16 protein-coding genes are annotated in these 17,196 nt (G+C 69.1%); 5 read left to right on the top strand and 11 right to left on the bottom strand.

Annotated features, from left to right (window positions below):
* Positions 1–37: 37 nt before the first annotated feature.
* The gene (locus tag BLP88_RS07785; RefSeq protein WP_074588245.1) at positions 38–454 is read right to left on the bottom strand and encodes an MGMT family protein; all 417 of its coding nucleotides are present in this window, start codon (positions 452–454) and stop codon (positions 38–40) included.
* 72 nt (positions 455–526) lie between these two features.
* Between BLP88_RS07785 and BLP88_RS07790 the strand changes: the two genes are divergently transcribed.
* The 4 genes from BLP88_RS07790 (at position 527) to BLP88_RS07805 (ending at position 4,114) form a co-directional block, all read left to right on the top strand.
* Positions 527–1,237, top strand: a complete 711-nt coding sequence (locus BLP88_RS07790; protein WP_074588246.1) for a 3'-5' exonuclease — start codon at positions 527–529, stop codon at positions 1,235–1,237.
* Positions 1,238–1,576: 339 nt separating this feature from the next.
* The gene (locus BLP88_RS07795) at positions 1,577–2,524 is read left to right on the top strand and encodes a substrate-binding periplasmic protein (RefSeq protein ID WP_074588247.1); all 948 of its coding nucleotides are present in this window, start codon (positions 1,577–1,579) and stop codon (positions 2,522–2,524) included.
* Between the two features lie 91 nt (positions 2,525–2,615).
* Positions 2,616–3,380, top strand: coding sequence for an amino acid ABC transporter permease (locus BLP88_RS07800; RefSeq protein WP_074588249.1), 765 nt, complete (start codon positions 2,616–2,618; stop codon positions 3,378–3,380).
* Positions 3,377–4,114 carry an amino acid ABC transporter ATP-binding protein gene (locus BLP88_RS07805; RefSeq protein WP_074588250.1) on the top strand — a complete coding sequence of 246 codons (738 nt, stop codon included), beginning with the start codon at positions 3,377–3,379 and terminating at the stop codon, positions 4,112–4,114. Before BLP88_RS07800 ends, BLP88_RS07805 begins: the two co-directional genes overlap by 4 nt.
* A gap of 94 nt (positions 4,115–4,208) precedes the next feature.
* Here the strand turns inward: BLP88_RS07805 and BLP88_RS07810 are convergent, their stop codons facing one another.
* The 10 genes from BLP88_RS07810 to hemE all read right to left on the bottom strand — a co-directional run bounded on the left by BLP88_RS07810 (position 4,209) and on the right by hemE (position 15,689).
* Complete coding sequence (locus BLP88_RS07810) at positions 4,209–5,492, bottom strand: glycoside hydrolase family 3 N-terminal domain-containing protein (RefSeq protein WP_074588251.1); 1,284 nt, start codon at positions 5,490–5,492, stop codon at positions 4,209–4,211.
* 116 nt (positions 5,493–5,608) lie between these two features.
* On the bottom strand, positions 5,609–6,919 hold the full coding sequence (hemL, locus tag BLP88_RS07815; protein WP_074588252.1) for a glutamate-1-semialdehyde 2,1-aminomutase: 1,311 nt from the start codon (positions 6,917–6,919) through the stop codon (positions 5,609–5,611).
* Between the two features lie 61 nt (positions 6,920–6,980).
* Positions 6,981–8,090 (bottom strand): LLM class flavin-dependent oxidoreductase, encoded by a 1,110-nt coding sequence (locus BLP88_RS07820; protein WP_074588254.1) that lies wholly within the window; start codon positions 8,088–8,090, stop codon positions 6,981–6,983.
* Positions 8,091–8,137: 47 nt separating this feature from the next.
* Positions 8,138–9,118: a porphobilinogen synthase gene (gene hemB, locus BLP88_RS07825; protein WP_074588255.1), complete on the bottom strand. Its 981-nt coding sequence runs from the start codon at positions 9,116–9,118 to the stop codon at positions 8,138–8,140.
* A 21-nt stretch (positions 9,119–9,139) separates the two neighbouring features.
* Entirely contained in the window at positions 9,140–10,057 is a 918-nt protein-coding gene (locus BLP88_RS07830) for a uroporphyrinogen-III synthase (RefSeq protein ID WP_245679801.1), read from the bottom strand.
* A complete protein-coding gene (gene hemC, locus BLP88_RS07835) occupies positions 10,044–11,027 on the bottom strand; it encodes a hydroxymethylbilane synthase (RefSeq protein ID WP_074588256.1) in 984 nt (327 codons plus the stop codon). The genes BLP88_RS07830 and hemC overlap by 14 nt, the downstream gene beginning before the upstream one ends.
* On the bottom strand, positions 11,024–12,256 hold the full coding sequence (locus tag BLP88_RS07840) for a ferrochelatase (protein ID WP_074588257.1): 1,233 nt from the start codon (positions 12,254–12,256) through the stop codon (positions 11,024–11,026). The genes hemC and BLP88_RS07840 overlap by 4 nt, the downstream gene beginning before the upstream one ends.
* Positions 12,253–12,954 carry a hydrogen peroxide-dependent heme synthase gene (gene hemQ, locus BLP88_RS07845; RefSeq protein WP_074588258.1) on the bottom strand — a complete coding sequence of 234 codons (702 nt, stop codon included), beginning with the start codon at positions 12,952–12,954 and terminating at the stop codon, positions 12,253–12,255. The genes BLP88_RS07840 and hemQ overlap by 4 nt, the downstream gene beginning before the upstream one ends.
* Positions 12,955–13,034: 80 nt before the next feature.
* Positions 13,035–14,540: a protoporphyrinogen oxidase gene (gene hemG, locus BLP88_RS07850; RefSeq protein ID WP_074588260.1), complete on the bottom strand. Its 1,506-nt coding sequence runs from the start codon at positions 14,538–14,540 to the stop codon at positions 13,035–13,037.
* Positions 14,541–14,543: 3 nt separating this feature from the next.
* Positions 14,544–15,689 carry a uroporphyrinogen decarboxylase gene (gene hemE, locus BLP88_RS07855; protein WP_074588261.1) on the bottom strand — a complete coding sequence of 382 codons (1,146 nt, stop codon included), beginning with the start codon at positions 15,687–15,689 and terminating at the stop codon, positions 14,544–14,546.
* A gap of 148 nt (positions 15,690–15,837) precedes the next feature.
* On the opposite strand from hemE, the gene BLP88_RS07860 reads away from it, so the two are divergent.
* The gene (locus BLP88_RS07860) at positions 15,838–17,184 is read left to right on the top strand and encodes a glutamyl-tRNA reductase (protein ID WP_074588262.1); all 1,347 of its coding nucleotides are present in this window, start codon (positions 15,838–15,840) and stop codon (positions 17,182–17,184) included.
* Positions 17,185–17,196 lie beyond the last annotated feature (12 nt).

Consider the following 17,196-nt stretch of genomic DNA (forward strand, 5'->3'; position numbering starts at 1 on the left):
GGCTGTGTCGTTGCGCGCTGTCGGGTCGGGGGGAGGCTCACACAGTCATTTCATCATCGGGCACTGACAATTGATGGAGCTGACGCTCCAGCTCCTCCGAAATCGCATCGATCCGGTCGAAGTCTTCCTCGGCGGGCGCCCAGCGGGCAGCGGCGAGGTCTACCCGCCAGCGGCCTTCGCCGGTCCGCAGGAATCCTTCGGGATCCCCATGCAGGGCCGTGCCTTCCGCGAGGTAGTGCCGGAGCGCTTCGCTTTCATGGCCGGGCGGGGCTTCGCCGCTGGCCCGCAGGATCCGCCACCAGGCAACGGCGCTTCCGTAGTGGCTCATGACCGAGCCGACCTGGCGGGGGCCGCCATGGCCCAGCAGTTCGGCGACATCACCGTAGGCGAGGGCGGCGCCCGGGGGCACGAGGTCCACGACGGCGAGCACCGCCGTCACAAACTCCGTCCGCATGTTTCAAGCCTATCCGCTGCCGCGGCGGTGTCGGTTTCCAATCTTGTCGGGGGCTCCCGGTAGCGTGAAGGCATGAGCTCCTGGAACACCCTCCCCCGCGCTGCCTTCGACCTTGAGACCACAGGCCGGAACTCCCGCGCCGCGAGGATCGTCACCGCGTCCATCACCGTGGTGGACGGCCAGGGCAACGTGATCAAGGAGCGCGAGTGGCTGGCCGACCCCGGGGTCGAGATCCCGCAGGAAGCCAGCGACGTCCACGGCATCACCACGGCGAAGGCCCGTGCGGAGGGCCGCCCGGCTGCCGAGGTCACCCGGGAGGTCGCGGCCACCCTGCAGGAACTGTTCGACGACGCCGTTCCCGTCATCGCGTTCAACGCCAGCTACGACTTCACGGTCCTGGCGGCCGAATCCGCCCGGTACGGGGTGCCCCAGCTGAGCCGGTTCCCGGTCCTGGACCCCTACATCATGAACAAGCAGGTGGACCGCTATCGGAAGGGCAAGCGGACCCTCGGGGCGCTGTGCGAGGAATACGGCGTGGATTTGGAGAACGCCCACACCTCGGCCGCGGACGCCCTGGCCACCCTGCGCGTGCTCGATGCCATGGCCGGCAAGTTCCCCAAGCTGCACATGCCGGCGTCCAAGCTTCACCAACTCCAGGTGGACTGGGCTGCGGCACAGGCCGCCGACTTCCAGTCCTACCTGCGGCGCAGCAAGCCCACGGCCGTGATCGAAGGAGACTGGCCGGTCCTTCCTCCGGAAGATGCGAACCGGGGCGGTTTCTAGGTCCCGGCCGGACAGCCTCGAAAGGCCCATAACACGCCGCCGGACATGACGCATGTCACAGGAGCCGGCGCGGGAAGCGGGACCTCCAGCGCCGGGGCACAATTCATCCATTGCGTTTTCTTACGGTCGTTCACTCGAAAGAGCGCAACGATTCGTAACAAATCTTCGGACTATTGACCTGTATTGCGAACTATGTTCGGAATCTTGGAGCGTTCTACCCGGATGACATACTTAAGTTTGGCGGGTTGAGTTCTGCTATGGCCCACGAATGACCCTGTGGCCGCATCCCCGCCCGCGTCACCGAGACCCCAAAGTAATTCCAATGAAAGTGAACGCTTGATGAAAATCAAAGCTCTGAAGTGGCTGTCCACTGTCCCTGTAGCCGCCGCCCTTGTCGTCTCCCTCGCCGCATGCGGCGGGAGCCCGTCTGCCGGCACTGCGTCCCCCACGGACGCCCTCGCCGGAGCCCAGACCACCGACAAGTACACCACGGCCGACGTCACGCCCCTGGACAAGATCGACACTTCCAAGCTTGGCCTCCTCACGGACGGCACCATCAAGGTTGGCACCCTCTCCGACGCCCCGCCGAGCATCTTCATCGACAAGTCCGGCAACTTCACGGGCTTCGACAATGAACTGCTCAAGGCCATGGGCGCGAAGCTGGGCCTCAAGGTCGAATTCGCGTCCACCAAGTTCCAGAGCCTCCTGGCCCAGGTGAAGAACCAGCAGTTCGACGTCGGCTCCTCCTCGATCTCGACCACTGACGCCCGCCGCCAGACCGTTTCCTTTACCAACGGATACGACTTCGGCTTCATGGCACTGGTGTCCAAGACGGACAGCCCGGTCAAGGCCATCGCCGACCTCAAGGAAGGCGTCCGCGTCGGCGTCGTGCAGGGCACGGTCCAGGACGACATGGTCACCAACCAGCTGGGCCTCGACCCCGTCCGCTACCCGGACTACAACACCGCCTACGCCAACGTGAAGAGCGGCCAGATCGACGCCTGGCTGGCCCCGTCCCAGCAGGCCGAAGGCCAGGTCAAGGAAGGCGACGGCACCAAGATCCAGGAGAAGAAGGTCGCCACCCAGAACTTCTCCGCGTACGCCATCGCCAAGGACAACACGGCCCTGGCCGAGGCCCTGAACTCCGCCCTCGACGCGGTCATCGCGGACGGCACCTGGACCACCCTGGCCAAGAAGTGGTTCCCGGAGCGCAAGACCGACGCCGAGCGCATGCCCGATGGTTGGAAGCCGGGCAGCAAGGCTGTCAAGGTTCCCGCCGACAAGTAAGGCCGGCCACCAGCCGCACCGCACTGAAAACCACCGCTCAAGCCTGGGCCCGGATCGGGCCCAGGCTTGAGCGGCTAAACCGAGGAGTCATATGGACGCATGGAGCCGCCTTGCGGACACCTTTCTGAACTGGGGCTACATCGCCGAGGTGCTGCCCACGATGTTCTCGTACGGCCTGCTGAACACGATCGTGCTGGCGCTTACCTCCGGCATCATCGGCACCGCCCTGGGCATCCTGCTGGCGCTCATGGGCATCTCCAGGAACCCCGTGGCGCGCTGGATCGCACGAATCTACACCGACATCTTCCGCGGGCTGCCGGCGGTGCTGGTCATCCTGGTCATCGGCCTCGGTTTCGGTCCCCTGCTGAACGAACTCACCGGAATCCGGAGCCCCTACCCCCTCGGCATCGCTGCCCTGAGCCTCATGGCCGCGGCCTACATCGGTGAGATCTTCCGCTCCGGCATCCAGAGCGTGGACAAGGGCCAGCTTGAGGCCTCCCGCGCGCTTGGCTTCGGCTACGGCCCCTCCATGCGCATGATCGTCGTGCCGCAGGGCATCCGCCGCGTGCTCCCCGCCCTGATGAACCAGTTCATCGCCCTCATCAAGGAATCGTCCCTGGTCTTCACCCTCGGCCTCATGAGCCGCGAGCGTGAACTGTTCCAGATCGGCCAGGACTTCGCGGCCAACAACGGCAACCAGTCCCCCCTGGTCGCCGCGGCCATCTTCTACCTGGCGCTGACCATCCCGCTCACGCACCTGGTCAACTACATCGACAACCGCCTGCGGACCGGCAAGGAACAGAAACACGAACCGGACGAAGCCGCGGCCGTCATCGGGAAGGGAGCACACGCATGAGCCAGTTCACCTCCGGATCCCTCACGGGCAAGAACCTGCACCTCGCCTTCGGCAGCAACAAGGTGCTGCGCGGCATCGACATCCACGTGGAAAAGGGCACCGCGGCGTCCGTCATCGGGCCTTCCGGTTCCGGCAAGTCCACGCTGCTGCGCGTCATGAACCGCCTCATCGAACCGGACCAGGGCGACATCCTGCTGGACGGCCGTTCGGTCCTCAAGGACAACCCTGACGAACTGCGCCGCCGCATCGGCATGGTGTTCCAGCAGTTCAACCTCTTCCCGCACAAGTCCGTGGGCGAGAACGTGGCCTTTGCCCTGCGGAAGCTGCGGAAGCTGCCCAAGGACCAGGCCTGGGCCGAGGCCTTGGAGCAGCTGGACAAGGTGGGCCTGAAGCACAAAGCAGGGGTGCGCCCTGCAACCCTTTCGGGCGGCCAGCAGCAGCGTGTGGCCATTGCCCGCGCCCTGGCCATGAAGCCCGAAGTCATGTTCTTCGACGAGGCCACCTCCGCGCTCGACCCCGAGCTCGTCAAGGGCGTCCTGGCGCTCATGAGTGACCTCGCCAAGGACGGCATGACCATGGTGGTGGTGACCCACGAGATGGGCTTCTCACGCAACGTCTCCAACCAGGTGGTCTTCATGGACGGCGGCGTGGTGGTGGAGAACGGCAGCCCCGAGCAGCTCTTCACGGCACCCAAGACCGAGCGCCTGCAGAAGTTCCTCTCGGACGTGCTCTAGGCAATCCGCGCAAGATCCCCGGCTACCGGACAAATCCCCTGCGAACGCGGCAGGGATTGATCCGGTTGCCGGGGATCTTCCGTTTAGGCAGAAGCTACTTCCCGGCCTTGACCCGGAGCACGGTGAGCGCCGCAGCGTCCACTGCCTTGCGGAAGGCGGGCTCCGCCGTCGCGCGCCGCAGCACCTCGCCGTACATCGCCGGAACGTCCGCGGTATTGGCGCACAGCACCACGGTGCCGCCCGCGGCAATGAAGTTCCCGGCCCGCTGTCCCACCGTCCACGGCGCGAGCTGCGCGGCGTTGCAGAGGTCGTCGGAGACGATGATGCCGGTGAATCCGGCGTCGGAGCGCAGCATGGTGCGCATGACCACCGGCGAGAACGGCGCGGGCCGCTCGGAGTCGATGCGGTCGTAGTAGGCGTTGGAGACCATGACCCAGCGGACGCCTCCGCGGATGGCGGCGGTGAAGGGTGCCAGGTACGGGTCGGTCCTGGTGGTGGCGGTGTCGCGGACGTTGCCGCTGGTGTCAGTGTTGAGGGTGACCCTGCCCAGGCCCGGGTAGTGCTTGACCACGGGCGCCACCCCGGCATCCCGCAAGCCCGAGGCAAACGCGTTGCCGAGTGCGGAGACGGACGACGGCGTGTATCCGTACTCCCGCTGGAAGTAGCCGATCGGAGCGTTGGCGGGCCCGAACGCCGCGCCGGGAACGGTATCCAGCACGGGTGCGAGGTCGACGTCCACACCGGCTCTTAGCAGTTCGGCGCCCCAGGCGCGGGCCCGGGAACGCAGCTGTGCCGGCGTGGATGCAGACTGCGCCAGGGCTGTGGGGATCTCCGAGAAGCCCGGACCGCGCAGGACCTGCACGTAGCCGCCTTCCTGGTCGGTGGCCACGGAGAGCGGCACATTGTTTCCCGACTGCTTCGCGGCGGCGCGCAGAGACGCGACCACAGCGGCGGTCGGAGCTACCCCTGCCTGGCTGCGGCCGGCCAGGTAGAAGTTGCCGATGTGCCGGCCGAGCAGTTCTGCGACCGCATCGGAGTCACTGCCGCCCGCATTGGCGCCGACCATGAACAACTGGCCCACCCGCTGTTCAAGGCTGAGGGAGGCGAGCGTGTTCTCGGGGGTCGCCGGCGTGGCCGTCGGACGGGGTTTCGGCGCGGCGGACGGTGTGGCCGTCGCGGCAGGGGTGGTCACCGAAAGGGACGCAGACGACGGCGGCGCGGTAGCCGGGCCCGACGCCGTCAGTTCGGTGCGGGGTGGCTGGGGGGCGCCGGACGGCGTGCACGCCGTGAGGACCGCGAGGGTCCCGGCAAGTGCGAGCGCTCCGGCGCGGCGGTACCGGCCTCGCGGTCTGGAATGGGGTGAGTAATTCTGGAGCATGGAATCAGCTGCCTGGTAAGCCTCCTGCGTACCAACACAGCCTACGCCCGCGGCAACCGGCGGCGGAGGAACCCGCCGCCGGCTACCGGACGCAGTCAATCAGGCAGCGCAGTCGATCAGGCAGGGACCGCCTGCGCGGCGGCCTTGGCAGCTGCCGGGAGCGCGTCGAAGATCCGGTTCATTGCGGCGTCGTCGTGCGCTGCGGAGAGGAACCAGGCTTCGAAGACGCTCGGCGGCAGGTAGACGCCGGAGTCCAGCATGGAGTGGAAGAACGGGGCGTAGCGGAACACGTCCTGGGCCTGCGCTTCGGCGTAGTTGTGCACGCCGTTGGCGGAGGTGCCGAAGGCCACGGAGAACAGGTTTCCGGCCCGCTGGATGGAGTGGTCCACGCCGGCGGCGTCCAGGGCGGAGGACAGGGCGGCGGACAGCTCCAGCGAACGGCCGTCCACGAAGGAGTAGACCTCCGGCGTCGCGTGCGTCAGGGTCGCCACGCCGGCCGCCATGGCCACCGGGTTACCGGACAGGGTGCCGGCCTGGTAGACAGGGCCGAGCGGTGCGAGGTAGTCCATGACGTCGGCACGCCCGCCGAGGGCCGCCGTCGGCATGCCGCCGCCGATCACTTTGCCGAAGGTCAGCAGGTCCGGGGTCCAGCCCTCGGTAGCGCCGGTGAGTCCCCAGTAGCCGGCGTAGCCGGTGCGGAAGCCGGTGAGGACCTCGTCCAGGATGAGCAGGGCGCCGTGTTCGCGGGTGATCCGGGAGAGGGCGGCGTTAAAGCCCTCGCCCGGGGTAACGACGCCCATGTTCGCCGGGGCGGCTTCGGTGATGACGGCGGCGATGTGCTCGCCGTGGGCGGAAAAGGCGGCCTCGACGGCGTCGAGGTCGTTGTAGGGCAGCACGAGGGTTTCGGCGGCGGCGGCTTCGGTGACGCCGGCCGAGCCCGGGAGCGCCATGGTGGCCAGGCCGGAACCCGCGGCGGCCAGCAGGCCGTCCAGGTGGCCGTGGTAGCAGCCGGCGAACTTCACAATCAGGTTGCGACCCGTAAAGCCGCGAGCCAGGCGCACGGCGGTCATGGTGGCTTCGGTGCCGGTGGAGACCATGCGGAGGCGCTCGACGGCGGACACACGTTCCTTGACGAGTTCGGCCAGGCGGGCCTCGTCCGGGGTGGAGGCACCGAAGGAGAGACCGCGGTCCACGGCGGCGTGCACGGCGTCGAGCACGGCGGGGTGGGCGTGGCCAAGCAACGCCGGGCCCCAGGAGCACACCAGGTCCACGTAGTCCTTGCCGTCAGCGTCCGTGAGGTAGGCGCCTTTCGCGGAGACCATGAAACGCGGGGTGCCGCCCACGGAACCGAAGGCGCGAACAGGCGAGTTGACGCCCCCTGGCATCAGGGTCTGGGCATGGGCGAAGAGATCATCCGAACGAGTCATGCCCCTATTCTTTCATCCCGCAGGGGCAGGGATTGGCGCCCCTGCGGGATGAAAGGGGTCACTAGGCGAGCAATTCGGAGACCCGCGGGGCCACCTTGGAGCCGAAGAGTTCGATGGAGCGCAGCATCTTCGAGTGGGCCAGGGTGCCGTTGCTGTACTTGAGTTCGAAACGGTCGGCGCCGAGGGTCCCCTTGAGCCGGGCGATCTTGGCGGCCACGGTGTCCGGCGCACCCACGAACAGCGCGCCGTCCTCCTCCACGAGGGCCTCGAACTCACCCCGGCCGGCAGGACCCCAGCCGCGTTCGGCGCCGATCCGGTTGCGGGTGGCGAGCCAGTGCGGGAAGTATTCCTCGCGGGCCTGTTCATCGGTATCGGCGACGTAGCCGGGAGAATGCACGGCGAGCTGCCTGGGCTCATGGCCAGCTTCGGCGAGGCTGCGCCGGTAGAGCTGCGCGAAGGGCACGAAGCGCTCGGGCTGCCCGCCGATGATCGCCAGCACCATCGGGTAGCCGTAGGCGGCGGTGCGGACCACGGACTGCGGGGTGCCGCCGACGCCGATCCAGGTGGGCAGCAGGCGGTTCTCCAAGTGCGGATAGACCATCTGGCCGTGCAGCCCGGCGCGGGTGCGGCCGTCCCAGTTCACCGGTTTCTGGGAACGGACCCGGTGGTAGAGGTCCAGCTTCTCCTCGAAGAGGACCTCATAGTCGGCCAGGTCGTAACCGAAGAGCGGGAAGGATTCGGTGAAGGAGCCCCGTCCCAGGATCACCTCGGCGCGGCCGTTGGAGACGGCGTCGAGCGTGGAGAAACGCTGGAACACGCGGATGGGATCGTCCGAGCTCAGCACCGTGACGGCGCTGCCCAGACGGATGTTTTCCGTCGCCGAGGCGACGGCGGCCAGCAGGACCTCGGGGGCGCTGACGGCGAAGTCCCGGCGGTGGTGCTCCCCCACGCCGAAGGAATGCAGCCCGACGGCGTCGGCCAGTTTGGCCTGTTCCACCACCTGGCGCAACACGAGGGCGTGGTGCTTGGGTTCGCCGGCGTCGTCGAGGTCGACGTCGCCGAAGGTGCTGACGCCCAGCAACATGATGTCGGCCGCGACGGGTGCTGTCGGATCAAAAGCGGTGGGATCGGACGTGGAGCCGGTTTCGGGAGCTTCGCTATTTTCATGCATACGCATACAAACCGCGAAGTTCCCGGAATCATTCCCGGCCGGCCGGGTCAGTTCTCCCGGAGCCAGCCCGCGAGCTCGGACGCCCAGTAGGTCAGGACCATGTTGGCCCCGGCACGCTTGATGCCCAGCACGGATTCGGTGATGGCGCCGCGGCGGTCGATCCAGCCGTTGGCCGCGGCGGCTTCGATCATCGCGTACTCGCCGGAGATCTGGTACGCGGCCACCGGCACGGGGCTCATGGCGGCGACGTCGGCCAGGATGTCCAGGTAGCTCATGGCCGGCTTGACCATGACCATGTCCGCGCCTTCCTCGAGATCCAGTTCCACCTCGATGATGGCTTCGCGGCGGTTGGCGGCATCCATTTGGTAGGTCCGGCGGTCGCCCGTGAGCTGGGAGTCCACGGCTTCGCGGAAGGGGCCGTAGAACGCCGACGCGTACTTGGCGGCGTAGGCCAGGACGGCGGTGTTCTTGTGTCCGGCTTCCTCGAGGGCCTGGCGGATGACGGCGATCTGGCCGTCCATCATGCCGGAGGGTCCCAGCACGTGCGCGCCGGCATCGGCCTGGGCCACGGCCATCTGCCCGTAGATCTCCAGGGTGGCATCGTTGTCCACGTAGCCGCTGGCGTCGAGCACACCGCAGTGGCCGTGGTCGGTGAACTCGTCCAGGCACACGTCGCTCATGACCACGAGTTCGTCGCCCACTTCGGCACGCACGTCGCGGATGGCCTTGTTCAGCACGCCCTCGGGATCCAGCGAGGCGGAGCCGCTGGCGTCCCGCACCTCGGGAACACCGAACAGCATGATGCCGCCGACGCCCAGTTCCACGGCCTCCGCGGCCGCCCGCTTGAGGGACTCGGTAGTGTGCTGCACGACGCCGGGCATGGAGCCGATCGGCGCGGGCTCGCTAAGGCCTTCGCGGATGAAGGCCGGCAGGATCAGTTCCGCGGGGGCCAGGCGGTGTTCGGCCGTCAGGCGGCGCATGGCCGGAGTGGTACGGAGGCGCCGGGGGCGGTGGTTGGGGAAGCTCATGTCTTACGTCCTTTCCGGGGCTTACGGCTGAACGGTGGAGAACAGTTCGGTGAGGGCGGCGACGATGCCGCCCGGGGTGGGTTCCTTGGCGGTCGCCGCGACGGGGATGCCGAGCTCCCCCGCCTCCGCCGCCGTCGAGCGTCCGATCGCGATGAAGCGGCAGTCCCGCAGCGGCAGCAGGGTTGCGGCAATGCGCCGCGCGGCGCTGGGCGAGGCGGCGACGACGGCGGCCAGGGCGCCGTCGTCGATCATTGCCCGGGCACGTGCGGGCTCAAGCAGTGGCAGCTCCTGCTCCCCCGTCACCTCGGCGCCCGCGGCGGACCAGGCGGCAGCCTTGGCCAGTTCCGTGTCCAGGCGTTCCTCCGGCCGGGCCGGGAAATCGACCGTGCGGTAGGCAGTGACGGCGGCGACCTCCGCGCCCTTGCCGGCCAGTCCGTCCGAAAGCAGGGAATCGGCGATGTCCGCCTGCGGCAGCAGGACCCGGCCGGGACCGGCGGGCCACACCTCGAGCAGCCCCGCGGCGGACTGGCTGCCTTCCGGTGCCAGGTCCACCCGGATGCCCTCGGCCTCCAGGATCCGGCGCGAGGACGGACCGATGGTCGCCACCCGGACACCGGACGGCAGGAGCGATGACAGTTCCAGGCCCTGCTCCGCGGCCTTGGCCTTCAGGGCACGGACCGTGGTGATGCTGCTAACCACCAGCCAGTCGAAGTGTCCGCCGGAAAGTCCGGACAGGGCCTCCGCCAGGGCGTCCTGGTCGGCCGCGCGTTCGAAGTCGATCAGCGGCAGCAGCAGCGGTTCGGCGCCGGCCGCGGACAGGGACCGCGCCAGGGAACCGGCGCGGTCGGGACTCCTCGTAATAAGGATTTTCCGGCCAAGCAACGCACGGTCTCCGGCAGCACCGGACACGGGCCCGTCCACGGACTCAGGAAGCGGCAAGGTCGGTGATCTCCGCAGCGCCCGCCGCCAGCAGCAGTTCCGCCACCTCGATGCCCAGCAGGGTGGCGCCCACCTCGTTCAGTCCGTCGGTGGCCTTCTTCTCGCGCAGGGTCTTGAGTCCGTCGACAGAGCAGACCACAGCCTCGAGGTACAGCATGCTGCCCTTGCGGTGGGCGAAGGCGCCCACCGGGGCGGCACAGCCGGCTTCAAGTCGGGCCAGGACAGCGCGCTCGGCGGTCACAGCCAGGCGGGTGTCCTCGTCATTCAACGCGGACAGCGCCTGGGCGAGCGCTTCCTGCGAGCCGCCGGCCGCGGCGTCGGCCGTGCGGCATTCGATCGCCAGGGACCCCTGCCCCGGGGCCGGAAGCATGGCGTCGCTCTCGAAGAACTCACTGGCCGTGTCCAGGCGGCCCATGCGCTCCAGGCCGGCGGCGGCGAGCACGACGGCGTCGAGGTCGTTGCTCTTGCCGGGAACCACGGCGTCGGTGGAATTGCCGGGCAAGCCGGGGACGCGGCCCAGGCGGGTGTCCACGTTGCCGCGAATATCGATGACCTCGATGTCCTGGCGCAGCGCCCGGAGCTGGGCGGCGCGGCGCGGTGACCCGGTACCGACCTTGGCCCCGGCCGGCAGCTGGGCCAGGGTGAGACCGTCGCGGGCGCACAGCACATCGCGCACATCCACCCGCGTGGGGGTGGCGGCGATAGTGAGGCCGGCCTCGGCACCCGTAGGCAGGTCCTTGAGCGAGTGCACGGCGACGTCGCAGCGCTGGTCCAGCAGGGCCTCGCGCAGGGCCGCCACGAACACCCCGGTGCCGCCCATCTGGGACAGCGAACCGGTCTTGACGTCGCCTTCGGTGGTGATGTGCACCAGTTCGACGTCGAAGCCTCCCACGGCGGCCAGGCGGTCCGCCGTCTGCTGGGTCTGGGTCAGCGCAAGCTTGCTGGCGCGCGTGCCGATCCGGACGGTCACTTGCCGGGCTCCGCGGGGTACGGATCGTGCGAGGTGCCGGTGCCGACGCCCGCTTCGGCGATCACGGGCTTGGCCCCGCGGAAGTTCTCGCAGCAGCCGGGGCGGCAGACGTCGTACCACGGGCCGAGGTCCGTCACGTGCGGGCGGTCGGGGATGTTGTTGTTCACCGTGCGTTCGCAGATGAGGTCCACCAGGCCGGAGACGAAGGCCGCGTGGGTGCCGGGCGTCGGAACGCGGGTGGCTTCGATCCCCAGGTTGGCGCAGGTTTCGAGGGCCTCGGTGTCCAGGTCCCAGGCGACTTCCATGTGGTCGCTCACGAAGCCGAGTGGAACGATCACCACGCCGCGCACGCCTTCGGGGGCAATCGCTTCGAGGTGGTCGTTGATGTCCGGTTCCAGCCACGGGATGTGAGGGGCACCGGAGCGGGACTGGTACACGAGGTCCCAGGCGACGTCCGGGGCAACGGCCTGCATGATGGCGGTGGCGTTGGCCAGGTGCTGTGCCGCGTAGGCGGAGCCTTCGGCGAATTCGCGGGGTTCGTCCCCGGACTTCCCGGCCGCCTCGGCGTCCCGCGTGGGGATGGAGTGGGTTGCGAAGAGGACGCGGATCTTGGAGTCCGGGTCCTCGACGCCCGCGGCGGAGAGCTTGCCGCGGACCTCTTCGAGGCCTGCGGCCGTTCCTTCAAGGAACGGCTGCACGACGCCGGGGTGGTCGAAGTACTGCCGGATCTTGTCGACCTGGAGCTTGCCGTCGAGCCCGGTTTCGGTCAGGGCGATGCCGATGTCCTCGCGGTACTGGCGGCAGCTGGAGTAACAGGAGTAGATGCTCGTGGTGAGCATCAGCAGGCGGCGGTGGCCGGCGTCGTACGCGTCCTGCAGCACCGGCGCGATGTACGGATCCCAGTTGCGGTTGCCCCACAGCACCGGCAGTTCGATGCCGCGGGCGGCGAGCTCGGCCTCGAGCGCGGCCTTCAGTTCGCGGTTCTGCTGGTTGATGGGGCTGATGCCGCCAAAGGCGCGGTAGTGGTGCGAAACCTCTTCAAGACGCTCGTCCGGGATGCCGCGGCCGCGGGTCACGTTGCGCAGGAACGGAATGACGTCATCCTGGCCCTCGGGGCCGCCGAAGGAGGCCAGCAGGACTGCGTCGTACTCCTGGGGCGCCTGGCGTCCCTGCTCGGTGACGTTGTTCAGTTCCGTGGAGGCAGCAAGTTCTACGTTCGGACTGCTCACGCGAGGACCTCGGCGATCTCGGCGGCGCTGATGCGGCGGCCGGTGTAGAACGGGATCTCTTCGCGCACGTGGTTGCGGGCGTCGGTGGCGCGCAGGTGGCGCATGAGGTCCACGAGGTCAACCAGTTCCGGGGCTTCCAGGCCCAGGATCCATTCCCAGTCGCCCAGGGCGAAGGAGGACACGGTGTTGGAAATGACCTGCGGGAAATCGCGGCCCAGCAGGCCGTGGTCGCGGAGCATCTTGCCGCGCTCGTCAGCGGGCAGCAGGTACCACTCGTAGGAGCGCACGAAGGGGTAGACGCAGAGCCAGGTGCTGGGCTCGACGCCGCGGGAGAAGGCCGGGGTGTGGCTCTTGGCGAATTCCGCCTCGCGGTGCACGCCCATGGCGGACCAGACGATGTCGGTGCCTTCGAAAAGGGCGCTGCGGCGGATGTCGCGGACCGCGGACTGCAGGGCCTCGGGCTTGGCGCCGTGGAGCCACACCATCACGTCGGCGTCCGCACGCATCGCGGAGACATCGTAGCTGCCGCGCAGGACAACGCCGTCCTCGGCAAGCTTGGCGGTCAGTTTCTCAAACTCGGCGACAGCATCGGCGCTGCGCTCGAGGACTGCCGAACGCTTGAAAACAGTCCACAGGGTAAAGAACTGTTCCTCGTTCTCAGCAGTTTTAGTGACAGATTCGGCAGAAGTGTGGCTCATGGTTCAAGTTTGCCCCCTGCGGGGCACTAAGTCGAAACGGAGCACTTCTACAACGCGTAGAAGTGCGTCATCTCACGTTTTCAGCGCGATTTGGGCGCCGGCACACCGGCGCGGAGCTCCGCCTCGAGCTGGCGCGCGGTGTCAGCAACGACCGCCGCGAGGCCATTGCCGGCGAGCCAGCCGCCCACTAGGAGCAGGCCTCCGGCGCGGCCGCTGATTTTCCGGACCTCGGCGACGCGCTGCCTGTGGCCCACCGCGGCAAACGGCAGGGCTCCGGCCCAGCGGACCACATCCCAGTCCAGGACGTCATCCTTGCCGAGGGGCACGCCCAGGAGGGCGGAAGCATCGCGGAGGGCTGCGTCGAAGAGGTCCGCATCGTTCAGGGCCGCGGGATCATCCGCGTTCTCTGCAGCGGTCCCGCCGTGCGCGCGGCCGTAGGACAGCCTGAGCACGTGCGTTCCCGGGCCGGCCTCCCCGGCGAGCCAGTCCCATTTCGCGGTGGCATGGGTCAGGGCCTTGGCCTGGAAGCCCGGGGCCTGCGGGGCGACGAGGATTCCGGTGCCGCGCGGGCGGGAATCGAGTTCGGGCTTGTCCACCACCAGGCTCACCAGGCTGACCAGCGGCCCGGAGGCCGGGCGCAGTGCGGCCAGTTCCGGCAGCGCTGGCTCCAGCAGCCCGACGGCGGCCGGGCCGTCCAGCGCGACGACGAGCCGCCCGGCGTCGTACTCCCGTTGTTCGCCGCCGGCGACGGCGCTGACGTGCCAGCCGCCTTCGGTGCGCACAACGGCCTCCACCCGGGTTCCTGGCAGCAGGGTGACGCCGCGGGAGCGCAGATCGGCCACGAGTGCAGAGACCAGCGTGTTCATGCCCCCGGCGAGCCCGGCGACGGCGGAGCCCGCCTTCTTGGTCCCGGCGGGGTCGGGAGCACCGACCACCCTGCGCTGCTGCGCGACGGCGGCGGCCAGGGAACCCGTGGACCGCATCGCCGCGCGGAGGCCGGGGGCCACCATGTCGACGTCGAGGAGTCCTGGGTCGGCAGAATGCACGCCGCCGACCACCGGCGACACCAGACGGTCCAGGACGCGGCGGCCCATCCGGGCACGGACAAGGGAGGCCACGCTGGTCACATCGCCGCCGGCGCCCACCGCGGCGGGCAGCCAGCGGTCGAGGGAAGCGCGGAGGGCGCCCGCCAGGCCCAGCGAACGCCGCACCTCCGGGTCCCAGGGGTTCGCCGGGATGCCAAGGACCCCGGTCTTGGGAAGTTCCTGCGGCCCGTCCGGAAGCTGCACCCAGGCGCCGCCCGGATGCGGAGCCACAATGTTCTCCCCCAGCCCGAGATCGCGGGCGAGGTCGGCCACCGCGGTGGAGCGGGTGGCGAAGGATTCCGCGCCGCTGTCCAGCGCAAGGCCGCCGAGTACGTGCCTGCCGACGCAGCCGCCCCATTCCTCCCGGGCTTCCAGGACGGTAACGGCCAGGCCGGCCGCGGCGAGCCCGCGGGCCGCGAGCAGCCCGGAAATGCCGCCGCCGACGACGACGGCCGTCGCCTTGGGGTCAGGGGTCGCCGGCGCTGCCGGCCGGCTGCGCACGGGTTACTCCGCCGGAATCGAGTGGATGAGTTCCACCACGCGGGTCAGCACGGTGGGGTCGGTTTCGGGCGGCACGCCGTGGCCGAGGTTGAGCACGTGGCCCGGAGCTCCCGCACCGGCAGCGATGACCGAGCGCACGTGGGCTTCGAGGATCTCCCAGGGCGCCGAGAGCAGCGCGGGGTCGATGTTGCCCTGCAGCGGGACGGTGCCGCCGAGGCGCCGGTTGGCTTCGTCCAGGGGCAGGCGGTAGTCCACGCCCACCACATCGACGCCGACGTCGCGCATGGCCACGAGGAGCTCGGAAGTTCCGGTGCCGAAATGCACCAAGGGGGCGCCGAGGTGCCGGACGTGGTCCAGGGCGCGGGCCGAGGCCGGAGCGACGTAGGTGCTGTAGTCGGCCAGGCCCAGCGAGCCGGCCCAGGAGTCGAAGAGCTGGCCGGCGGAGGCACCGGCTTCGAGCTGGGCGCGCAGGAACATGCCGGAAGCGTCGGCGGCCCAGTTGGCCAGGGCGGCCCAGGTCTCCGGGTCGGCATGCATCATGGTGCGCGGGCCGAGGTGGTCGCGGGACGGCTTGCCTTCCACCATGTAGGCGGCCAGGGTGAACGGGGCTCCGGCGAAGCCGATCAACGGAGTGCTCCCGAGCTCGGCCACGGTCAGGCGCACGGCTTCGCGGATGGGTTCCAGGGATTCCCAGGTCAGCTGCGGCAGGGCGGCAACGTCGGCGGCGGTGCGGACGGGCTTGTCCAGCACGGGACCGACGCCGGGGACGATGTCCACGCCCACACCGGCGAGCTTGAGCGGGATGACGATGTCGGAGAAGAAGATCCCGGCGTCGACGTCGTGCCGGCGGACCGGCTGCAGGGTAATTTCGGAGGCCAGCTCCGGGCGCAGGCAGGAGTCCAGCATGGCCACGCCCTCGCGCACCTTGAGGTACTCCGGCAGCGAACGGCCAGCCTGGCGCATGAACCACACCGGACGCCGGCTGGGCTTGCCGCCGCGGTACGCCTGGATCAGGGGTGAATCCGCGGTGCGGCCGTCCATCAGGGGGTGGCCGGCGTCGAGTCCGGGGGCCACGGCGTCCCCGGCGGCAGAACCGGCAGTGGTGGGGGCAGGTTGGGCGGAACCCGGCAGGGCAGAGCTGGAAGTCATGCCTTCGATTGTGCCGAAAATCGGGGGCAAAAGATAACGACAGAGTGTCGCCGCCCGCCCGCGTGGCGCACATCACCGCTGACTATGAACGGAACCATTGCGTGCCCGTTGTTCTACGGGGCACCGAAAAAGCTATGATGGGTCTGCTGTGGTTCTTTTTTCTCTGGTGGCTACCCATGCCGACATCGACCTCGAGACCGTTGCTCAGCTGAGCAACGGTTCTTCTGCGCTTGCCTCCGCGGCCCTGGCAGAGACCGGCCTCGTCTCCGGCGCCGTTGTCCTCGCCACCTGCAACCGCTACGAAATCTACGGTGAAACCGCGCACGCCGAGGACCTGGAAGCGGCGCGTTCCGCCCTGGTCGGCAAGATCAGCGGACTGAGCGGCCTCAACGAACAGCTCGTCTCCAAGGCCTTCAGCACCAACAGCGGCCCCGACGTCAGCCGGCACCTCTTCGCCGTCAGCGCCGGCCTGGACTCCGCGGTTGTGGGCGAACGCGAAATCGCCGGGCAGGTCCGCCGCGCCCTCATCACCGCCCAGCACGAAGGCACCGCCAGCCCGGGCCTTGTCCGCCTGTTCCAGGCGGCGTCGAAGACCGCGAAGGACGTCGGCGCGCAGACCGCCCTCGGCTCGCGGGGCCTCTCGATCGTGTCGGTCGCCCTTGACCTCGCCACCGACCTCTCGGACGACGCCGACTGGAGCGGCAAGAAGGTGGTCGTCTTCGGCACGGGCGCCTACGCCGGGGCCACCATGTCCCTGCTGCGCGAACGCGGCTGCACCGACATCTCCGTGTACTCCTCCTCCGGCCGCGCGGAAACCTTCGTGGCCACCCGCGGCGGCACGGCGCTCGACGCCAACAAGCTGCCCGCCGCCGTCGCCGCGGCCGATGTGATGATCGGCTGCAGCGGTTCGGACAACCGTGTCGAGGCCGCCGAGCTGGCGCGCATCCGCGAGTCGTCCGCCGGTCCGCTGATCGCGATCGACCTCGCGTTGACGCATGACTTCGACCCCGCCGTCGGCGAGCTCGACGGCGTGGAGCTGCTGACGCTCGAATCGGTCCGGCTCGCTGCCCCGCAGGAACAGGCGGAGTCCCTGGCGCAGGCCAGCACGATCGTGTCCGGCGCCGCGGCAGCCTTCGAGCAGGAGCGCGAAGCCCGCTCTGTCGACGCCGCGATCGTGGCGCTGCGCCGGCACACCATGAGCGTGCTGGACTCCGAAATGGAGAAGGTCCGGGCCCGCCACGGCTGCACGGCCGCCGCCGAAGAAGTGGAGTTTGCACTGCGCCGGATGGTCAAGCAACTGCTCCACATCCCCACCGTCCGCGCCCGCGAACTCGCGGCCAACGGCCAGCAGGACGACTACGTGTCCGCCCTCGAAGCCCTGTACGGAATCCAGGTGGAGCAGCCCGCCGCGCCGGCCCGGCAGTCCGGATGCCCGGTGGACCACGACTCAGCGGAAGGCAGGAGCGTCCCGCTTCCCCACGCGGAAAGCGCCTGAGGGCATACCTTT

It is taken from the genome of Arthrobacter cupressi (assembly GCF_900099975.1).
Lineage (GTDB): Bacteria > Actinomycetota > Actinomycetes > Actinomycetales > Micrococcaceae > Arthrobacter > Arthrobacter cupressi.